The organism is Pseudomonas sp. ML2-2023-3, assembly GCF_037055275.1.
Taxonomy (GTDB): domain Bacteria; phylum Pseudomonadota; class Gammaproteobacteria; order Pseudomonadales; family Pseudomonadaceae; genus Aquipseudomonas.
The window spans coordinates 2,917,941-2,937,279 of record NZ_CP146343.1 but is presented as its reverse complement, the minus strand read 5'-3'; the positions used below and the strand labels follow the sequence as shown (position 1 = coordinate 2,937,279).

Here is a 19,339-nt window from a genome sequence, read left to right as displayed (position 1 = left end):
TCTTCCATTCACCCACCCAGATGCGCACCATTCTCAACAACAGCATACTTTTCCGAATTTTCCTACAAAAAGCCCCACCGCCATTAGTCCGCAGCGCCCTCAATGGATTAAAGTAACGCCCCCAGCCCCGGTGTAATTCTTGCGCCGCCGGTGTCCTTTTCAGGAACAGTCATCGATGGAACATCGTGAAGCGCTGCTTGCGCTGCGAACCTTTCTCTCAACGCAGATCCTCGGTCAGGAAAAGTTGATCGATCGCCTGCTGATCGCGTTGCTCGCAGACGGCCACATGCTCGTCGAAGGCGCACCGGGTCTGGCCAAGACCAAGGCCATCAAAGAACTGGCCGAGGGCATTGAAGCGCAGTTCCATCGTATCCAGTTCACCCCCGACCTGCTGCCAGCCGACATCACCGGCACCGAGATCTATCGCCCCGAAACCGGCAGCTTCGTGTTTCAACAAGGGCCGATTTTTCACAACCTGGTGCTGGCGGATGAAATCAACCGTGCGCCGGCCAAAGTGCAATCGGCCTTGCTTGAAGCCATGGCCGAGCGCCAGGTCAGCGTCGGGCGCAGCACCTACGAGTTGTCGCCGCTGTTTCTGGTCATGGCCACGCAAAACCCCATCGAGCAGGAAGGCACTTACCCGCTGCCCGAAGCCCAGCTCGACCGCTTCCTGATGCACGTCAAAATCGGCTTTCCGGACGCTGCCGTCGAACGCCGCATCCTGCAACAGGCCCGTGGCGAAGCCCTCAACGGTGAAACCAAGCCCGAGCGCCGGGTCAGCCAGCAGGCCATTTTTGCTGCGCGCAAGGAAATCCTCGGCCTGTACATGGCCGATGCGGTGGAGGAATACCTCGTACAGCTGGTGATGGCGACCCGTACCCCCGGCAAGTTCGACCCCGAAATGGCGGAATGGATTGCCTACGGCGCCAGCCCCCGTGGCTCGATCGCCCTCGATCGCTGTGCTCGGGCCCACGCCTGGCTAGCAGGGCGCGACTTCGTCAGCCCCGAAGACATTCAGGCCGTGCTGTTTGACGTGCTGCGCCATCGCATCATCCTGTCATTCGAAGCCGAGGCCGCCGGTATCGACCAGGACCGCGTGGTACAGCGCATCCTCGACGTCGTTGCCGTTGCCTGACCGATGAACAACCCCCTGCCCGCCGAACCCGGTATCCGCGTCACGCTCGCCGAACTGATCGAGATGCGCCATCGGGTACGCGAAGTGCAACTGTTCTCCTCCCCCAGCCAGCGCAGCCCGCTGGTGGGGTTGCATCACTCGAAATTGCGCGGGCGCGGGGTCGACTTCGATCAGGTGCGGGTCTACCAGGCCGGGGACGATGTGCGCACCATCGACTGGCGCGTGACAGCTCGCACCCAGGAACCGCACACCAAAATGTTCCATGAGGAACGCGAGCGGCCGATCTTTATCCTGGCCGAGCAAAGCCGACGGCTGTTTTTCGGCTCGGGGCTGATGTTCAAGTCGGTGCTCGCCGCCCAGGCTGCCAGCCTGATCGGCTGGGCCGCACTGGGTCACAACGACCGCGTCGGCGGGCTGGTATTTGGCGATCACGAACACTACGAAATCAAACCCCGGCGCAGCAAGCAAAGCCTGCTGCAATTGCTCAACCGGCTGGTGCGGGTCAATCAGTCACTGCACACCGACGTGCAATCGGACCGCGATGCCCTGGGCATGGCGCTGATCCGCGCCCGTGAAGTGCTGCGCCCCGGCAGCCTGGTGATCGTGATCTGTGATGAGCGGGGCCTCACCGACGCTGCCGAGCAGCAATTGAGCCTGCTATCACGCCATTGCGACCTGATCCTGCTGCCGCTGTCCGACCCGCTGGATCACGCCCTTCCCGCTGCCGGGCTGTTGCGTTTTGCCGAGCGTGGCGCCCAACTGGAACTCGACACCCTCAATTATGATTTGCGCCAGGCCTACCGCGCCCAGGCCGAGGCCCGGATTGCCCGCTGGGAACTGCTGGCGCAAAAGCTGCGGGTTTTACTCATGCCCCTGAGCACCCAAAGTGAAATGGTCGAGCAACTGCGCGAATACCTGAACGCCAAGCGTCCCGGCAAAACCTCATGAAAGAACTCGAACAGCTACAACCCCTGATCACGCCCCCGGCGATTGGCTTCTGGCCGCCAGCGCCGGGCTGGTGGTTGCTGCTCATCATACTGCCCGCGCTGGGCTGGGGACTGTGGTGGTTGCGCCGCTACCTGCCCGCCAAACGCCAGCCGGGCCGTACCGAACAACCCCTGGACCCGGTGCGCCTGGCCGCCCTTGAAGAACTGGCGCGTTTTCCAAAACCTTACGACGGCGCGCCCGCAGGCGCCTGGCTGCAACAGCTCAACGGCCTGCTCAAGCGCCTGTGCCGCAACCATTACCCCTACAGCCAAAGTCACACACTCAATGGTCGCAAGTGGCTGGCGTTCCTCGACAACCGTTGCCCGGCTGCCGGGTTGACGCGCTGGATGGTACTGGTTGAAGGCGCCTACAAGCCCGAGTGCAAGCTCGACGACAAAGCCATCGCCGGACTCAATCAAGCGGTTGAAACCTGGATTCGCAAACATGTTTGAATTTGCCTGGCCGTGGCTCTTCGCCCTGCTGCCCCTGCCCTGGCTCATGCGCCTGGTACTGCCGGCCGCCGACAGCGGTGAGGCTGCGCTACAGATCAGTTTTCTGGGCGATCTCGAAGAACTGGCCCGGCGCAAGGCGCGAGCCACCCTGCCTTCGTGGCGCCAGCAAACCCCCTATGTGCTGCTCTGGCTGTTGCTGTTGACCGCCGCCGCCCGCCCGCAATGGCTGGGTGAGCCGCTGCCCATTGCCGCCAGTGGCCGCGACCTGCTGGTTGCGGTGGATGTCTCGGGCTCGATGGACTACCCGGATATGCAATGGCAAGGCGAAGACGTCAGCCGTCTGGATCTGGTTAAAAGCCTGCTCGGCGACTTTCTGGAAAAACGTGAGGGTGATCGCGTGGGGCTGATCCTGTTCGGCAGCCAGGCCTACCTGCAAGCGCCCCTGACTTTCGACCGGCGCACCGTGCGCACCTGGCTCGACGAAGCGCGCATCGGCATCGCGGGCAAGAACACCGCCATCGGTGACGCGATTGGCCTGGCCCTCAAACGCTTGCGCCAGCGTCCTGCACAAAGCCGGGTGCTGATCCTGATCACCGACGGGGCCAACAATGGCGGCCAGATCGACCCGCTGACCGCCGCCCGCCTTGCCGCCGAGGAAGGCGTGAAAATCTACCCCATCGGGATTGGCGCCGACCCGGAAGAAAGCAGCAGCAAAGGCATGTTCACCATCAACCCCGGAGTGGACCTTGATGAACCGGCGCTTGAAGAGATCGCCAAAGTCACCGGCGGCCAGTACTTCCGTGCCCGAGACGGCGGTGAACTGTCAGCCATCAAGGACACCCTCGACCAACTTGAACCCGTGGCCCAGCAACCCACCCAGGCACGCCCGGCACAGGCACTCTACAGATGGCCATTGGCGGCAGCCCTGCTGCTGAGCGTGCTGCTGGTGATCCGCGAGCTGTGGCCCAACAACCCTGTACAACGCTGGCTGAGCAAGGAGCATTTTTTGCAGCAACATCCTGACTGGCGCGCACGGCTCAAACGCCTGCGTCTGCGCAGGCGCCGATGAGCGCGCTCTGGCCCCACTGGTTTCGCCCCGAATGGCTGCTTGTCCTGCCGCTGCTCGGCTGGCTGCTATGGAAACGCTGGCACCGTGAAAAACGCGCAGGCCGCTGGCAGATGATCCTGCCGGTGGCGTTTCATCGCGTATTGCTCAGCGGCGGTAATGGTCGTAACAGCAAGCTGCCCTGGATTGCCCTGGGGCTCGGCTGGCTGCTGGCTGTACTGGCGTTGCTGGGGCCCAGCTGGCAAAGGGTTGAGCAGTCCACACAAAAGCCCGCCGACCCGCTGGTCGTCATGCTGGAACTGACCCCGAGCATGCTCGCCACCGACAGTTCGCCCAACCGGCTGGAGCAGGCGCGACGCAAGATCTATGACCTGCTGCAAAACCGTACCGATGCGCAAACTGCCGTGATCGTCTACGCCGGCAGTGCCCACACGCTGGTGCCGCTGTCCGATGACCTGGCCACCAGCCGCAACCTGCTTGAAGCCCTCAAGCCGTCGATCATGCCGCAACCGGGCCATCGTGCCGATCTTGCAGTCACCAAGGCCCTTGAGCTGCTCGATCAGGGCGCGCTGGGTGAGGGTCGCCTGCTGTTGATCACCTCATCGCTCAGCGACCAGGAACGCAGCGGCATCCGCCAGGCCCTGAATGGTCATGCCCCGCAACTGCTGATACTCGGCGTGGGCAGTCGCGAAGGCGCCCCCGTGGTCGACGAAGGCGGGCAGTTTCTCAAGGACGATCAGGGCGCCATTCTCCTGCCGCGCCTGGACAGCCCAAGCCTGCGGGCATTTGCCCTGGATGTGGACGGACGCTATCGCCAGGCACGCCTGGATGACAACGACTTGCGCGGCCTGGGCCTGCTCGACGGCCCAGCGCATCTGCGCGATGACGGCCAGACCCTGCATCTGGACGCCTGGGCTGACCAGGGTTACTGGCTGTTGCTCCCGCTTCTGTTGCTGGTGGCCTGTGCCGGACGGCGTGGCTGGCTGTTCTGCCTGCCCTTGCTGTTCATGCTGGCACCCCAGCCCGGCTACGCCATGAGCTTTACCGACCTCTGGTTGCGCCCCGACCAACAGGGCGTACGCCTGCTGGAGCAAAAAAAACCATTGCAGGCACTCGAACACTTCAGCGATCCGCTCTGGCAAGGCGTGGCGCTGTACCAGGCGGGCGACTACGCCGGTGCAGCCCTGCGTTTTGCCGAGGTCAACAGCGCCAGCGCGCACTATAATCGCGGCAATGCACTGGCCATGAATGACGAGCTGGAAGCCGCCATCGATGCCTATGAACAGGCACTCGAGCTGCAACCCGAGCTTCAGGCCGCCGCGCAAAACAAAGCCCTCGTCGAGCAAATACTGGAACAACAGCGCGCTGAGGCCCAGGCAAAAGCCGAACAGACACCCGAGCCGCCACCTGCGCCAGCCGAATCGCAAAACCCGCTCAGCACCAGTGCCCAGGGCGCGTCCAGCACCACAGGGCAAAATGAGGACAACAACTCGGCCGCCACCCTCACCACCGAAGCGCCCCCGGACGAGCCGCTCAACCCCGGCGCCGAAGCCGACAGTCAGCCCGGTGACGAACAGACCACGCGCCCGCCGGTACCGGCCGCCAACCAGACCGGCGAAGAACAGCGCCAGGCACTGGAACAATGGCTCAGACTGATTCCCGACAACCCCAGCGAATTGTTGCGACGCAAATTCTGGTACGAACAGCAGCAACATCAGGACACGCCTAAATGAACCGCCTCTGCGTTTTGCTTCTTTTGCTGTGTTGCTGGACCCTGCCGGCCCATGCCGGTGGACTGGTTGCCAGCGTTGACCGGGACCAGCTCAGCTCCGGTGAAACCGTCGAGCTGACACTGGAGTCCACCGACGTCACCCAGTTTGGCAAGCCCGACCTGACACCACTGGACAACGGGTTTGAAGTGCGCGGCACGCGCCAGGTCAACCAACTGACCAGTCTCAGTGATGACAACAAAGCCACTACCCGCTGGATCATCACCCTGCAACCCAAACAAACCGGCACCGTGAGTATCCCGGCACTGCAAGTCGGTGAATACCACAGCCAGCCGATCAACCTGACCGTGACCCAGAGCGTGGTCAGCGACAACGAACTGGCTCCGGTTTTTATTGAAGTCAGTCTGGACCAGCCCAGCGTCTACGTGCAGGCCCAGGCCCTGCTGACCCTGCGCGTCTACCATTCCGTGGCGCTCTACGACGACAGCAGCCTGACCCCGCTGCACATTGACGACGCCATCGTCGAGCAACTGGGCGAGTCGCGCACCTATGAAAAGTTGATCAATGGCGTGCGCCACGGCGTGATCGAGCGCCGCTACGGGATCTACCCCCAGCGCAGCGGCGAACTGCTGATTCCGGCACAAACCTTCAGCGCCACCCAGGTCGACAGCCAGCAATCCACGGCCCCCGCTCCCCTTGGGCCCAAGCCTGGAAAGCTGCTGCACGTGACCTCCACCGAGATCCCGCTGACCGTCCTGCCCAAGCCCGAGACCTATCCACCCAATGCCGCGTGGTTGCCAGCCCGAAGCCTGAGCATGAGCGAAACCTGGAACCCCGAGCCTGACCATACGCTGGTGGGTGATTCCCTGACCCGAACCCTCACCCTCAAGGCTGAAGGCCTGTCCAGCGCCCAGTTGCCGCCCCTGCCCGCCACTGACGTCAACGGCTTGCGGCGCTACCCGGACTTGCCGCAGTTGAGCAATCAAGTCACCGAAAACGGCCTGATCGGCAGCCGCGAAGAGCGCGAGGCGCTGGTGCCGACACGGGTTGGCCAGATCGAATTGCCCGCCGTCGAAGTGGTGTGGTGGAACACCCACGAAGACCATCTGGAGCGGACCTACCTGCCCGCCCGCACCCTGCTGGCAGCAGCCAATCCCAACCTTGCCGTGGACACGCCCGTCAGCGGTGCCGTGGCAGCCATAAGCGAAGAGTCGTCGCTGTGGATCTGGCAGCTCAGCACCCTGTTTCTGGCCTGCACCACCCTGGCGAGTCTGGGCTTGTGGTGGCGTGCCCGCTGGCAGCCTGCAATCTTGCGTGCAGCGCAAACCGGGCCCAGCCCGCGCACCCTACTCGACGACCTTAAACGCGCTTGCCTGGCCAACGACCCCCACGCCACACGCCAGGCACTCGATGCCTGGGCGCGGCAACAACCCGAAACCCTGGCCGACATGGCCGCGCGTTTCGTGTTGCTGTCCGATGCCCTCGATGGCCTCAACGGCGCACTGTACAGCGAAACCGGCCAGTACTGGCAAGGCGAAGAGCTGTGGAAGGCCATTCGCAGCATTCCGGCTACCGAGCGCGAGCAAGACGCCGCCAGCGAGCCAAGCAGCCTGCCGCCGCTCTACCCCAAATAAATTTCCAGGCAACCCGAGGACCGCCCGAGCGAGCGGGTTGCCAACCCCTTTAAAACGGATTCTGTTATGCGCCTGTTTCACACCTCCGACTGGCACCTGGGGCAAAACCTCCACGGCCAGGACCGCGACTTCGAACACGCCTGTTTTCTTGCCTGGCTACTGACACAGCTCAGTGAGCAGCAGCCGGACGTACTGCTGATTGCCGGTGATATCTTTGACACCGTCAACCCGCCGGTAAAAGCCCAGGAACGGCTCTACGACTTTATCGTCAGCGCCCATGAGCAACAGCCGAAACTGACCATCGTGATGATTGCCGGCAACCACGACTCCGGCTCGCGCATCGAACTGCCCGCGCCCTTGATGCGTCGTTTACGCACCCATGCACTGGGCCGCGTGCTGTGGCTCGACGATGGCCAGCTCGACGCCGAACGCCTGCTGATCCCCTTGCCCGATGCCAGCGGTGAAACCGCTGCCTGGTGCCTGGCGCTGCCCTTTCTGCGCCCTGCAGAAGTCACCGGAGCGCACCTGGGTGATGACTACCTGCGCGGCATCGGCCAGGTCCACGAGTGGCTGATTGAAGCCGCCAACGCCAAGCGCACGCCGGGTCAGGCCCTGATTGCCATCAGCCACGCCCACATGGCGGGCGGTTCGGTGTCCGAAGACTCCGAGCGCAGCCTGATTATCGGCAACGCCGAAGCCCTGCCCGCCAGCCTGTTCGGGCCGAGCATCAGCTACGTTGCCCTGGGCCATTTGCACAAACCACAACGGGTCAACGGCGAGGAGCGGATCCGCTACTGCGGCTCACCGATTCCGTTGTCATTCTCTGAAATAGGCTATCAACACCAGATTCTCGACGTGACACTGGAGGGCGAAACCCTGGTCAGCGTCGAGCCGCTACTGATCCCGCGCGCGGTCAATCTGCAACGCATTGGCCCACTGCCCCTGGCTGACATCCTCACCCAACTGGCCGACCTGCCGGACACCGACCTGCTGGCCGATACCCAGCGCCAGCCGTGGCTCGAAGTGCGGGTCAAGCTCGACGAACCGCAGCCCGATTTGCGCCAGCAAATCGAAACCGCACTGCAGGGTAAATCCGTGCGCCTGGTGCGCATCTCGGCCGAATATGCTGGCAGCGGCAGCCGTGCCTCGGACGACGACGCGCGCCTGATCGAACTGGACCAACTGACACCCCAGGAACTGTTCAGCCGCGCTTGGCAAGACAACTACGGCAGTGAAGCCGACGAACAAACCCTCAAGGACTTTGCCGTGCTGCTGCAAGAAGTTCAGCTGGAAGGTGAACAGCCATGAAAATCCTCGCCATTCGCCTGAAAAACCTCGCCTCACTGGCCGGGCCCTTTGAGCTGGATTTCACCGCCGAGCCCCTGGCCAGTGCCGGGTTGTTTGCGATCACCGGCCCCACCGGCGCCGGCAAAAGCACCCTGCTCGACGCCCTGTGCCTGGCCCTGTTTGGGGCTGTGCCGCGCCTCAACAACACGGGGCGCGATGCAAAAGTGCCGGATGCCGACGGCGAAATTGCCACCGCCGACCCGCGCACATTGCTGCGCCGTGGCACCGGCGAAGGCTATGCCGAAGTCGATTTTGTCGGCATCGACGGCCGCCGTTACCGCGCCCGCTGGGAAGCCAACCGCGCTCGCGAAAAAGCCACCGGCAAGCTGCAAGCCAGTCGCCAAAGCCTGCGCGACCTGGACAACGATCAACTGCTGGCGAGCCAGAAAGGCGATTACAAAGTCCAGCTGGAAGCGCGACTGGGGCTCAATTTCGAGCAATTCACCCGTGCCGTGATGCTGGCCCAGAGTGAGTTCAGCGCCTTTCTCAAGGCCGATGACAACGAGCGCAGCGAACTGCTGGAAAAACTCACCGACACCGCGCTCTACACCCGCCTGGGCAAGCGCGCATTCGACAAGGCCAAAGAGGCCAGGGACGCGCACAAGCAACTGCAGGACCAGGCTGTTGGTGTGACGCCCCTTGAGCCCCAGGCCCGTGCCGAACTGGATCAACAGTTCAACGACGCGCAGCAGCAGCTAAAGAACCAGCAAGGCCAGCTCAAGCAGCTGGAGATGCAACACACCTGGCTCAAAACCCTGGGCGAACTGCAAGAGCAGCAACTCAGCGCTGCGGAGCAATTACAGCAAGCGCAAACCCTGTGGGACAGCCAGGCCACCCAGCGCCAGACCCTGCACCTGCTCGAAAAACTGGCACCACAACGTCATCAGTTTGCCCGCCTGGCCGAGCTGGAAGGGCAACTGAGCCCATTGGCCGGGCACATCAACGCCCATCTTGCTCAACAGGCCGAACTGGGCCAGCGCCAGACCCGCCTTGAAGCAGAGCTGCAAACCGCCCGCCTGGCTGCAACCCAGGCCCAGGCCCTTCAGCGCGAATGCGCGCCCCAGGTGCAGCAGGCCCTTCTGGAGCAGGCCAACCTTAACCGCCTGACCCAGGCCCTCAACACCCAACAAACCCTCCAGCAGCAGGCCGAACAGGCGTGCGTCGAAGGGCAACTGGCGCTCAACACGCTGCTTGAGCGCCAGCAACAAGGCGCTGAGCGGCTTGTACTCATCACCACCCAGCTCGAACACAGCAATGCCCTCGCACCACTGGCCAGCGCCTGGGACGCCTATCGCCCAAGGCTTCAGCAACTGGTGCGGTTGAGCAATAACTTGAGCACCGGCCGCAAGGAGCTGCCGGGGCTTGAACAGCGGGCCCTGCAGGCCACGCAGGAACTGACCGGGTTGCGCGACAGCCTGGAAATTTTGTTCCAGGAAGCCGGCGCAGAACCCCACGCGGTCAACGAGCAAATCCAGACCCTGGGCAGCCTGCTGCAAGACAACCGTCAGCAACAGCGGGCCTTTGAAGACCTGCAGCGCCTGTGCAGCAGTCAGCAAGCGCTCGATAGCCGCCTGCACGAACTGCAACTCAAGCAACAGGAGGTGCAGCAGGAGCGCGAGCGCCTGAGCCAGCAAGGCATCAAGGCCAAAGCCGACCTTGAAGTGGCTGAGCAAACCTTGCAGGTCACCCGCCAACTGCTGGAGCGTCAGCGCGTGGCCCGTAGCGCCAGCGTTGAGGAACTGCGCGGGCAGCTGCAGGATGGCCAGCCCTGCCCGGTGTGCGGCAGCGCCGAGCATCCGTATCATCAGCCTGAAACCTTGCTGCACAGCCTGTCCCGCCATGATGAGCAGGAAGAAGCCAGTGCCCGCGCCGTAGTCGACGGGCTCAAGGAAACCCTCGCCCAGCTGCGGGAAAAAGTCGGTGGCCTGATCGCCCAGCAAAAAGAATTTTTGCTCCAGCAAGAGCGCATCCACCAAGAACAGCAGGCCCTCGCCCCGAGCCTTGAAGCGCATCCGCTCCACGAGCAATGGCTGGCACAGGACCCGGCCAAGCGTGAGCAATGGCTGACCCTTCGCCTGAATCAGTTGCAGCACAGCATCACCCAGGACGAACAGCGCCAGAACGCCCTGCTCGCCTTGCAAAAAGAAGCGGCCCACTTGCAGCAGCAAGTCCAGCGCTGCACCGAAGCCAGCCAGCTCGCCACCCAGCAACTGGCTGAGCAGCAATTGCACCTCAATGCCGACACTCAGCGCCTTGAGGATGAACTCGGCGAGTTTGCCAGCGTGCTGGCCCCGGCCACCCTCGACGCCCTGCGCGAAAACCCGTCCGCCTGCTTCATGGCCCTCGACCAGCAAGTGGCTGATCGTGTGGCCCAACTCGATCAGCAACGGGACGAACAGGCGGAGCAGGCTGAAAGAGCGAGCAGCATCGAGCGCGAGCAGTATCAGCAGGCCAATCGCAGCAAGGAACTGGGCACCTTGCAGCGCAGCGTCAAGGCGCTGGGCGAGCAGCAACAGGCCAGCCAGCACAGCCTCAAACAATGGCTGGGTGACTTCAGCAGCGCCGAGCAGTGGCAGCAAAGCCTCGAGCATGCCGTCGAACGGGCCCGCACGGCCCAGACCCAGGCCGAACAAGCCCTGCAAGCTACCGCCAACCAGTTGCTCCAGCTCGCGACCGAGCTCAAGTCCGAGCAAGAGCGCCTGCACGCCCTGCAGCAAGAACACGACACCCTAAACGCCCAGCTCGCGCAATGGCGGGCACAGCACAGCGAGGTCGATGACAGTCGCCTGCAGCACTTGCTGGCCCATGACGAAGCACAGGTACGCGAACTGCGCCTGCACCTGCAGAACAGCGAAAAAGCCGTCGAGCAAGCCCGGGTATTGCTGCAAGAACGCGAACAACGCCTGGCCCAACACCAGGCCCATGCCAATGGCAACCTGGACAGCGAGTCACTCAACATCGCCCTTGAGGCGTTGCACGCACAACTGGCTGCCAGTGAGCAGCAATGTGCCGAACTACGTGCCCGGCAGAGCGAGGATCAACGTCGTCAACAGGCCAATCAGGCATTGGCTCAACGCATTGCACTGGCCTATGACGAATGGCAGCGCTGGGCACGCCTCAGTGATCTGATCGGTTCCGGCAGTGGCGACAAGTTCCGCAAAATCGCCCAGGCCTACAACCTCGACCTGTTGGTCCATCACGCCAACGCGCAGTTGCGCCAACTGGTCCGCCGTTATCGCCTCAAGCGCGGTGGCAGCATGCTCGGCCTGCTGGTGATGGACACCGAGATGGGCGACGAACTGCGCTCGGTGCATTCGCTTTCCGGCGGTGAAACCTTCCTGGTGTCGCTGGCATTGGCCCTGGGCCTGGCCTCGATGGCCTCCAGCACATTGAAAATCGAATCACTGTTCATCGATGAAGGTTTTGGCAGCCTCGATCCCGAGTCCCTGCAACTGGCGATGGATGCACTGGACGGCCTGCAGGCCCAGGGGCGCAAGGTGGGGGTCATCTCCCACGTACAGGAGATGCACGAACGCATCCCGGTCCAGATCCAGGTAAAACGTCAAGGCAACGGTTTGAGCACCGTGGAGGTTAAATGACCGGGCATGTGCTGTATTCATTCCGCCGCTGCCCCTACGCCATGCGGGCGCGCATGGCCCTGCGCTACAGCGGCGTGCCATTGTCGATTGTGGAGGTCAGCCTGAAAGCCAAACCGGCCGAAATGCTCGCCGCCTCACCCAAGGGTACGGTGCCGGTGCTGGTGTGTGCCGATGGCAGTGTGATCGAGCAAAGCCTGGACATCATGCACTGGGCGCTGGCCCGGCATGATCCGGATAACTGGTTGCAGCCGGGCTGCGCGGCATTGATCGAAGAAAACGACACCCGCTTCAAGGTGCTGCTGGACCGCTACAAATACGCCATTCGCTACCCTGAGCACCCGATGGAGTATTACCGGGCGCAAGGGGCAGAGTTTTTGCAGCGACTGGAAGACGTGCTTGCGCGCTCGCCATACCTGGCCGGGCCTGCGTTGAGTCTGGCGGATGTAGCCCTGGCGCCGTTTGTGCGCCAGTTTGCCCATGTGGACCGCGACTGGTTTGAGCAAGCGCCCTACCCGCGCCTGAATGCCTGGCTGGAGCGGTTTTTGGCATCGGAACTGTTCAGTTCGGTGATGAGAAAGCCCTGAACTTTGCAACAACCAACCACTTGTAGCAGCTGCCGAAGGAACGAGGCTGCGTTCGATTGCGAAGCGATCGTAAAACCTGATTACGCGGTTTTTCTGTGATACCGCGTAATCAGGTTTTACGACGACTTCGTCGCCGAACGCAGCCTCGTTCCTTCGGCAGCTGCTTGTATGTTTTCCCGGTGCCCAAGAAAATGCCGGGGCGTGTACAAAAAGCGTTTCGGGGAGGCCGATAGCTGCTTAAGGCAGGATTTGCTCCTGACCTTGTCTGTAGAGAGGCCCCCCGCCTCATTGCCTACCACGAAGAGTAACCAGAAGCCGACAAGTCGGACTTCGTATTACAAGGTTGTGATGGCATGAAGTGCGAGGTCGGGGAACCGGAAGCATTCTACTTTTTTTCGTTGAGGTGGAACACATGGCTCTCGTCGTTGGTGTAGATATTGGCTCTCGAACTGCGCCTATGGCGTGGCGTAAAGATGGAAACGTCGTTGGAAACTGGACCATCGAACAGAGCGCCAAAGGCCACTCATTGGCGGTGAAAAAGTTGCTCAGCCTGAAGCCGGAGCTGATCGTCATGGAGGCCACCGGCGTCTATTACCTGGACTTGGCCGTCAAGCTGACCAACGCCGGCTTACCCGTGGCGGTGATCAACCCGAAAAGTGCACATAACTTTGCCAAGATCATGCTGGCTAACAGCAAAACCGACAAAATCGATGCTCAATTGCTGGCCGAGTATGCCGAGCGTATGACGCCGCGGGTATGGACTGCGCCAACCGCGCAAATGCTGGAACTGCGTGCCTTGGGACGACATTTGAACCGCCTGACCGGCCGCCGCACGCAGGCCAAAAATGAGTTGCACGCACTCAAGGCAACCGAAAGTACGTCGTCGATGCTGATCGAGGACGAAGAGGATGCCATCGACGCCTTGGACAAGCGCATTGAGCGCTTCCGCAAGGCCGCACTTGAACTGATTCTCGAAAGCCCGAACCTGAGCAGAAGCTACAAATGCATGATTGCAGGGCCTGGCATCGGAGAGGCTTCGGCTATTGCGATGCTGGCCGAGTTGGTGACCTTGCCGTCGACGTTGAAATCGAACCAGGTGAGCCGCTATGCAGGATTGGACGTGCGTCTGACGCAGTCAGGAACGAGTTTGAACAAGCCTGGCCGGATGAGTAAGGCCGGGAATGCCTACTTGCGCGCGGCGACGTTCATGCCCGCATTGAGCGCGCTGCGTTGTGACCCCATTGTTAAGGCGTTCTATGAAGGACTGGTCGGCCGAGGTAAGAAGAAGATGCAGGCAATTGGGGCAATCATGCGCAAATATCTGACAGGTATTTGGGCATGCATCCGCAGCGGTGAGCCTTTTGATACGGCCAAGCTTTTCGATGAAAAACACCTATCGAAAGCTTGACCTGCAACAGAGTATCTACAGGTAACGCTCTCTCAGCTTCGGGTTTTATGATCCAGGGCCGCATAGAAATTGGCGCTTTGTTGCAGGTATTTTTGGGTGTAGGCCGCGGATTTCTTGTCGCTGACCAAGGTGGTTGCGCTGGCAGGCAGGGCCACGGTGGCGGAGATGGCGCAAGCGGAAATCACGGAGAAAAGATTGAAATTCATGACGATAACCCTCGACGATTCAGTTGGCGTGCTTGCCTGTTAAGGCCGTGAAACCAACTTAACGCCAAGGGTCATCCTGAAGAAATTCATTGCAGCACTAGCGTCTATCAGCGGGATTGATGGACAGCTGCACGCCTTTGATTACGGGCGGTTGATAAATTTCAGATCAGACGGTGCATCCATTGTCAGGGTTTGTACGGTCTTGCCCAGCGTGCCGGTTTCAGGGTCGCGCTCAAGTACCACGATGGCATTGCTCATCTGGTTGGCGATCAACAAAAACTTGCCGTTGGGGCTCAGGGCAAACTCACGCGGGTGATCGCCATCCACCGAGCGACGCTGGATTTCAGTCAACTCGCCATTGCCCGGATTGATTGCAAACACCAGGATTTCATTGGCCTTGCCACGGTTGCTGACGTACAGGAACTTGCCGTCCTGTGAGGCATGCAATGCACCGGCTGCACGGTTTTGCGCGGGCATGCCGTGGGCCAGTTCCAGTGCCTGACGCTGCTTGAGTCGACCATTGTCATAATCGAATACAAACACCTGGGCACTCATTTCAGTGGTCAGGTAAGCGTGTTTGCCGTCACCGGAAAACAGCAGGTGACGTGGCCCGCTACCTGCCGGCAGCTCTACAAACGCCGGGTCGGCGGCCACCAGCGGATGGTCCGGGTTGGCTGCCGGATCGTACCGGTAGACAAACACCTTGTCTGCACCCAGATCACTGGCGTAGACGAACTTGCCGTCCGGGGAGGACACCACCGAGTGCACGTGGGCGGACATCTGGCGCTCAGGATTGACCCGGCTGGCAGGATGACTGCTCATCTGGGTCACGGGTTGCAACTGACCTTCAGCATTGATCGGCAACACGGCAAGGCTGCCGCCAGGGTCGGCATGCACGCCGTAGTTGGCCACAAACAGATAGCGCCCATCCGCACTCAGGCTGGAATGAGTCGGCTCTTCACCCAGGGTCTTGACCTGGTTGATGAGGGTCAGCTCACTGGTTTTCGGGTCGATGGCAACGCTGCTGGCGCGACCGACGACATCGCTCTGGCCCTTGCCGTTTTCATTGACCACGAACAGACGGGTCTGGTCTTTGGACAAGGTCAGCCACGAAGGGTTGGTGGACTTGAACACTTGCAGCGGCTCAGGGGTGATACGCCCTTTGGCACTGTCAAACTGCAACCGGTAGATGCCCTGGCTTTTGCCCTGGGTGTAGGAGCCAACCAGCAACTCGACTTCATCCCGGGAATCGGCCTGGGCCGACATTGCACCCACGCTAAGAGCCATCAACACAGGTAAGGTTTTAAACTTCATCTTCAACCTCGACTTCATCGTCATCGTTGTTTGCACTCAAGGCGCTGAGGCAAACCAGACGGTGTTCACCGGAGTCGCCAACGAGGGTCCAGCTTTGCAGAGTGTCGTCAAAGACGCTGGCGTCGATCTGTTCAAGGGTGAACTTCCAGCGCTTTTCGGCTCGTCCGTCCATGCATTTGATGAGCAACTGCACATCGTCCAGAGAAAAATCCCAGGCATGCAGCCCGTCAATCACCAACATGTCGCTGGTTTCAAGGGCTGCGCGCAAGGTCTGGTTTGAATCGCTCATTAATCATTCACCTGTTGGAAAGGCGTAATGATAGGTCAAATCAGCGGTGCAACCCATCACCGTGACGCGTGATTGCTCGGTTGTGGGCGCACCGAACCCCTGACTTTAGTTTATGGCCTGGTCAATGTTGGCCTGTAACGACTGGCGCTCTTTGTTTTCACCCTTCAACAGATCACCGCCAACCGTGGCACCAGAGAGCCGCAGCCGTTCCTGCCCACGGAACGTCGCGACATGGGCCTCGCTGGCTGGCGAGTTGTCGGGCTGGTAGTCAAACTTCAGGCTGCCCCCAGGGGTCAGGTTGGTGCCCTCAGCGGTTTCCAGCGCCAACGAACCGCTGGCACTCAGCCCCATGGCGCTCTGGCTGCGGGTGTCAGTGGTTTGCTCCACGGCAGTTTGCCACCGGCATTGAGGTTGACTGAGCCCGCACCACCGTCGAAGTCGCCGCCTTCATAGCGGACATCGCCTTGAGTGGCGATGCTCACCCCATTGGCCCCGGCATAGCGGCCTACTTGGGCCATACTGGCGGTCTCCTGCGCCCGGTTGAACTCGCCCGAGCCGTTGACGCGCACATTCACACCTTCCCCGGTTTTGGTGTAGGCGCGTACGCCAACCTTGGCCGCTACGCCCTGCTCGCTGCGGCTGTGGGTGTCAACAGCGGCGCTGGCGTCATGGCTTCCCGCATGGATATTCAAGGCACCGTCGGTTGCACGGTATTGGGTGCCTTCATCCTGCAACTTGCCACCAACATTGACCTGTAACGTGGCGCCACTGAGCTGGCTGACCAGCGCCGTACTGTCCTGCTGCGCCTGCGTCTTGTTGTGATACCCCACCTGCCCGTCGAGCCCCACGCTGGCCAGCTCCACGCCGTCCGTTAAAGCGGACTGGGGCATCGTACCGTTGACCAGGCCTTTGACGACTTTTTCCAGCGGATTGCTGAGGCCACTGATCTCGGCACTCACCCCCAGCCCGGCCTGCCAGCCGGTCTCGGTGTGGGAGCTGGACTCGGTGTTGTGTGCCGCCCGGTTGTCCACCCGGGCTGCATTGACCTGCAACCCTGAGCCGGCAACGATCCGGGAACCCTCATTGACCAGGGTATTGTCGGCCTGCACCTGCACCTGCACCTGCACATTGCCGGTGGCTGTCACGTTGCTGGTTTTGGCCTTGGTCCGGTTGGCGTTGTCCTTACTGTCCTGGCGTGAAAACTCCAGGCCGCTGCCAACCTTGTCCAGGCTTGCTGTCCAGGCAATGCCGCCACCCGTGGTGATATCCCGGGTTTTGCTGTCAGTGCTGTCATGTGCCGCCAGCAGTTCGATGCTTTTGCCTTTGAGGTTCACATCGCCCCCCCGCATTAACGGCCACAGCACTGCCACTGATGCTTGCCCCCTGCTGCTGCGTTGTCTCGGTGACGTTGGTGTGCTGCTGATCCTTTAAACCTGCATCCACACGGTACTCATGGCTGCCGGGCGCGGTTTCTCTGGTGCTGGCAGTGAAACCACGGTTGTCGGTGCGGGTGGTGTCCCGGGCGGTATTTTCAGCCGCAACGATGTTGATATCACCCTTGGCCTGTACCCCGGTTTCACCTGTTGCCGACACTGTAGAGCCGCTGACGGTAATGTCCCGGGCGCTTTGCAACGTGAGGTTACTGTCCGAATGCAGGTCACTGGCGACGAGCGTGCGGTCGCTGTGGTCCTTGCGGCTTTCGTCATTGATCAGCGAGAAAAAACTGCTGTCCTTGTTATGACTGCTGTCGCGGGACGTGTCATGGACGCCATCGATCACCAGCGAACCGGTGTCGCTGATCACGCTGGCCTGGGTCCCGCCACGCACCTGACTGGCGCTGATGTGCACATCATCGGCCTTGACGATCAGCTTGCCACCGGCGTTGACCTGGCTACCGGTGTGCAGGGTTTTGTCCCCGTCCCCCCCGCCCTGGCTACCGAAGAAGCTGCCCCCCAGCAAATCGCCGGAATAACGCTTGCCGGTGTTGCTCTGGCTGTGGCTGGCACTGGCGATCTCGACTTCACGGGCGCTGAGCCGGATATCCCCCGGGGTTTTCAACTCGGCCCCTTGCAACTGCAGTTTTTGCCCGCTGGCCAGCTCGATCGCCTTGCCTGCCTTGAGGCTGCTGGCAACAGTGCGCTCATCATGGGTTGAGGTGTCCCAGCTTTCCTTCCATAGGTTTTTGCGGTGATTGCCCTGGTCCCGGGTGTCATGGGTTTCAGTCGCGGCCACAAGACGCAGGTCTTTGCCGCTGTTGAGTCGCAGGGTATCGCCCGCCTCTACGTGGCTGCCCTTGAGCAGGGTGTCGGCGCCGGAAGACAGTGCGGCGTTTTGCCGGGCCGTGACCTGGGTACCGTGCTGGCGCGAGTCCTTGTCGGTGGTGGTGCGATCATAGGTTTCATAGGTCACAAAGAGCGCCTTGTTACTCCATTGATCCCGTTTTTCCTGAAGGGCCGTACTTTCCAGGCTGCTCAGGATCAGATTGCGACCCGCGTCGAGCTTGACGTTGCCCCCGCTGATATCGGCGCCCGCCAGTGTCACGTCTCTGGCGCCGTGCAGGTCGACATCGCCCCGGCTGCTGTGCACCCCGGCACGGGTGGCCTCAAGGCTGTTGGCGTGGGTCTGGCCGCTGATCTCGAGATCGCCCGCAGAGCGGATACTCACCCCGTCAGTACCTGCCACCGGCACCGCGCCTAGGCGAACCCCCGCCCCTTCGGCAGTGCTGATGATATTGATGCGCCCGGCCTTCATCGCCCCGAACAGGCTCGCGTCGATGCGCCCGTCCTTGGCCGTGCCACCCGGATAGACCGTGTTCACCGCGCCACTGGCGGCGTCGACCTGATTGCGTCCAACCACAAGCGTCAAGGAGACGCGGGCACTGATCTGGCCCTGACTGTCGATCTGCGGCGCGATCAGGCCGATCGCTCCGCCAGGGTTGTCCAGCCCCTGCTGCTGCACGCTCAATCGGCCGTGGGCATCAGCGGTGTTGAAGGCGTGCAGCTTGCCGTTATTCAGTTCGGGCCGCCCCACCACCAGACTGGCGTTGGGCGCGTTGATGAAGCGGGCGCCATTGACCGAAATCCCGTTGGGGTTGGCCAGCACATAATCGGCCTTGCGCCCGAATACCTCCTGCGCGCCGTTGAGTGCCGACGCGTTGCGACCGATGACCTCATTGAGGATCACACTGGCTGCCTGACCATGAAATTGCGGATTGGATGCCAGTTGCCCGGCCAGTTGGGATTGCCCCGCCTGCAATGCGTTGTTCAGCACCACACCCTGGCGATCGACGTTGTAATCGAGGAACTGATTGTGGGACAGCCCGGCAGCGTTGGGGGCCACAATATTGACGATGGGCACCCCGCCCTGGTTGTGCAGTTGCGGCGTGCCGCCGGGGCCATCGACCCCGGTAATGCCATTGGCCAGGGCCAGTGGCGGCAATAGAAGCAGGCTGGCAATTGCACGGCGCAGCGTTCCCTGGGGGGACAGGTGAAAGTGTTGTCTGTTAATAGGCATAGCGTCTTCCTTTGCGTGAGTGATGAGGCGACACACGTCGCCCGGTGTAACGCTGCAGGGGCTTGTCGGGCCCCT

The 19,339-nt window shown here is 61.7% G+C and carries 13 protein-coding genes and 1 pseudogene; 10 read left to right on the top strand and 4 right to left on the bottom strand.

Features of this window, described 5'->3' with window-relative positions; all coding sequences use genetic code 11:
- Positions 1-175: 175 nt before the first annotated feature.
- The 10 genes from V6P94_RS13585 (at position 176) to V6P94_RS13540 (ending at position 13,942) form a co-directional block, all read left to right on the top strand.
- Entirely contained in the window at positions 176-1,135 is a 960-nt protein-coding gene (locus tag V6P94_RS13585) for a MoxR family ATPase (RefSeq protein ID WP_016780594.1), read from the top strand.
- A 3-nt stretch (positions 1,136-1,138) separates the two neighbouring features.
- Entirely contained in the window at positions 1,139-2,083 is a 945-nt protein-coding gene (locus V6P94_RS13580; RefSeq protein WP_095023509.1) for a DUF58 domain-containing protein, read from the top strand.
- Positions 2,080-2,574, top strand: a complete 495-nt coding sequence (locus V6P94_RS13575) for a DUF4381 domain-containing protein (protein ID WP_095023508.1) — start codon at positions 2,080-2,082, stop codon at positions 2,572-2,574. Before V6P94_RS13580 ends, V6P94_RS13575 begins: the two co-directional genes overlap by 4 nt.
- Positions 2,567-3,643 carry a VWA domain-containing protein gene (locus V6P94_RS13570; protein WP_338646994.1) on the top strand — a complete coding sequence of 359 codons (1,077 nt, stop codon included), beginning with the start codon at positions 2,567-2,569 and terminating at the stop codon, positions 3,641-3,643. The genes V6P94_RS13575 and V6P94_RS13570 overlap by 8 nt, the downstream gene beginning before the upstream one ends.
- Positions 3,640-5,373 carry a VWA domain-containing protein gene (locus V6P94_RS13565; protein WP_338646992.1) on the top strand — a complete coding sequence of 578 codons (1,734 nt, stop codon included), beginning with the start codon at positions 3,640-3,642 and terminating at the stop codon, positions 5,371-5,373. Before V6P94_RS13570 ends, V6P94_RS13565 begins: the two co-directional genes overlap by 4 nt.
- Entirely contained in the window at positions 5,370-7,004 is a 1,635-nt protein-coding gene (locus V6P94_RS13560) for a BatD family protein (RefSeq protein ID WP_338646989.1), read from the top strand. Before V6P94_RS13565 ends, V6P94_RS13560 begins: the two co-directional genes overlap by 4 nt.
- Before the next feature lie 66 nt (positions 7,005-7,070).
- A complete protein-coding gene (locus V6P94_RS13555; RefSeq protein WP_326426409.1) occupies positions 7,071-8,312 on the top strand; it encodes an exonuclease SbcCD subunit D C-terminal domain-containing protein in 1,242 nt (413 codons plus the stop codon).
- Positions 8,309-11,950, top strand: a complete 3,642-nt coding sequence (locus V6P94_RS13550; RefSeq protein ID WP_338646983.1) for an AAA family ATPase — start codon at positions 8,309-8,311, stop codon at positions 11,948-11,950. The genes V6P94_RS13555 and V6P94_RS13550 overlap by 4 nt, the downstream gene beginning before the upstream one ends.
- Positions 11,947-12,534 carry a glutathione S-transferase gene (locus tag V6P94_RS13545; protein WP_338646981.1) on the top strand — a complete coding sequence of 196 codons (588 nt, stop codon included), beginning with the start codon at positions 11,947-11,949 and terminating at the stop codon, positions 12,532-12,534. Before V6P94_RS13550 ends, V6P94_RS13545 begins: the two co-directional genes overlap by 4 nt.
- A gap of 412 nt (positions 12,535-12,946) precedes the next feature.
- Complete coding sequence (locus V6P94_RS13540) at positions 12,947-13,942, top strand: IS110 family transposase (RefSeq protein WP_153400687.1); 996 nt, start codon at positions 12,947-12,949, stop codon at positions 13,940-13,942.
- 32 nt (positions 13,943-13,974) lie between these two features.
- Here V6P94_RS13540 and V6P94_RS13535 read toward each other — a convergent pair whose 3' ends face one another.
- The 4 genes and pseudogenes from V6P94_RS13535 to V6P94_RS13510 all read right to left on the bottom strand — a co-directional run bounded on the left by V6P94_RS13535 (position 13,975) and on the right by V6P94_RS13510 (position 19,264).
- A complete protein-coding gene (locus tag V6P94_RS13535; RefSeq protein WP_162837101.1) occupies positions 13,975-14,148 on the bottom strand; it encodes a hypothetical protein in 174 nt (57 codons plus the stop codon).
- A 141-nt stretch (positions 14,149-14,289) separates the two neighbouring features.
- Positions 14,290-15,462, bottom strand: coding sequence for a lactonase family protein (locus V6P94_RS13530; RefSeq protein ID WP_338646974.1), 1,173 nt, complete (start codon positions 15,460-15,462; stop codon positions 14,290-14,292).
- Positions 15,452-15,751 (bottom strand): DUF5629 family protein, encoded by a 300-nt coding sequence (locus tag V6P94_RS13525; RefSeq protein WP_095023500.1) that lies wholly within the window; start codon positions 15,749-15,751, stop codon positions 15,452-15,454. The genes V6P94_RS13530 and V6P94_RS13525 overlap by 11 nt, the downstream gene beginning before the upstream one ends.
- 105 nt (positions 15,752-15,856) lie before the next feature.
- Positions 15,857-19,264: pseudogene (locus V6P94_RS13510) on the bottom strand (hemagglutinin repeat-containing protein).
- Positions 19,265-19,339 lie beyond the last annotated feature (75 nt).

What these genes read in the sequence shown, in the direction of transcription:
- V6P94_RS13585 (WP_016780594.1), top strand. Translation starts at nt 176, where the DNA reads ATGGAACATCGTGAAGCGCTGCTTGCGCTGCGAACCTTTCTCTCAACG.
- V6P94_RS13580 (WP_095023509.1), top strand. Translation starts at nt 1,139, where the DNA reads ATGAACAACCCCCTGCCCGCCGAACCCGGTATCCGCGTCACGCTCGCC.
- V6P94_RS13575 (WP_095023508.1), top strand. Translation starts at nt 2,080, where the DNA reads ATGAAAGAACTCGAACAGCTACAACCCCTGATCACGCCCCCGGCGATT.
- V6P94_RS13570 (WP_338646994.1), top strand. Translation starts at nt 2,567, where the DNA reads ATGTTTGAATTTGCCTGGCCGTGGCTCTTCGCCCTGCTGCCCCTGCCC.
- V6P94_RS13565 (WP_338646992.1), top strand. Translation starts at nt 3,640, where the DNA reads ATGAGCGCGCTCTGGCCCCACTGGTTTCGCCCCGAATGGCTGCTTGTC.
- V6P94_RS13560 (WP_338646989.1), top strand. Translation starts at nt 5,370, where the DNA reads ATGAACCGCCTCTGCGTTTTGCTTCTTTTGCTGTGTTGCTGGACCCTG.
- V6P94_RS13555 (WP_326426409.1), top strand. Translation starts at nt 7,071, where the DNA reads ATGCGCCTGTTTCACACCTCCGACTGGCACCTGGGGCAAAACCTCCAC.
- V6P94_RS13550 (WP_338646983.1), top strand. Translation starts at nt 8,309, where the DNA reads ATGAAAATCCTCGCCATTCGCCTGAAAAACCTCGCCTCACTGGCCGGG.
- V6P94_RS13545 (WP_338646981.1), top strand. Translation starts at nt 11,947, where the DNA reads ATGACCGGGCATGTGCTGTATTCATTCCGCCGCTGCCCCTACGCCATG.
- V6P94_RS13540 (WP_153400687.1), top strand. Translation starts at nt 12,947, where the DNA reads ATGGCTCTCGTCGTTGGTGTAGATATTGGCTCTCGAACTGCGCCTATG.
- V6P94_RS13535 (WP_162837101.1), bottom strand. Translation starts at nt 14,148, where the DNA reads ATGAATTTCAATCTTTTCTCCGTGATTTCCGCTTGCGCCATCTCCGCC.
- V6P94_RS13530 (WP_338646974.1), bottom strand. Translation starts at nt 15,462, where the DNA reads ATGAAGTTTAAAACCTTACCTGTGTTGATGGCTCTTAGCGTGGGTGCA.
- V6P94_RS13525 (WP_095023500.1), bottom strand. Translation starts at nt 15,751, where the DNA reads ATGAGCGATTCAAACCAGACCTTGCGCGCAGCCCTTGAAACCAGCGAC.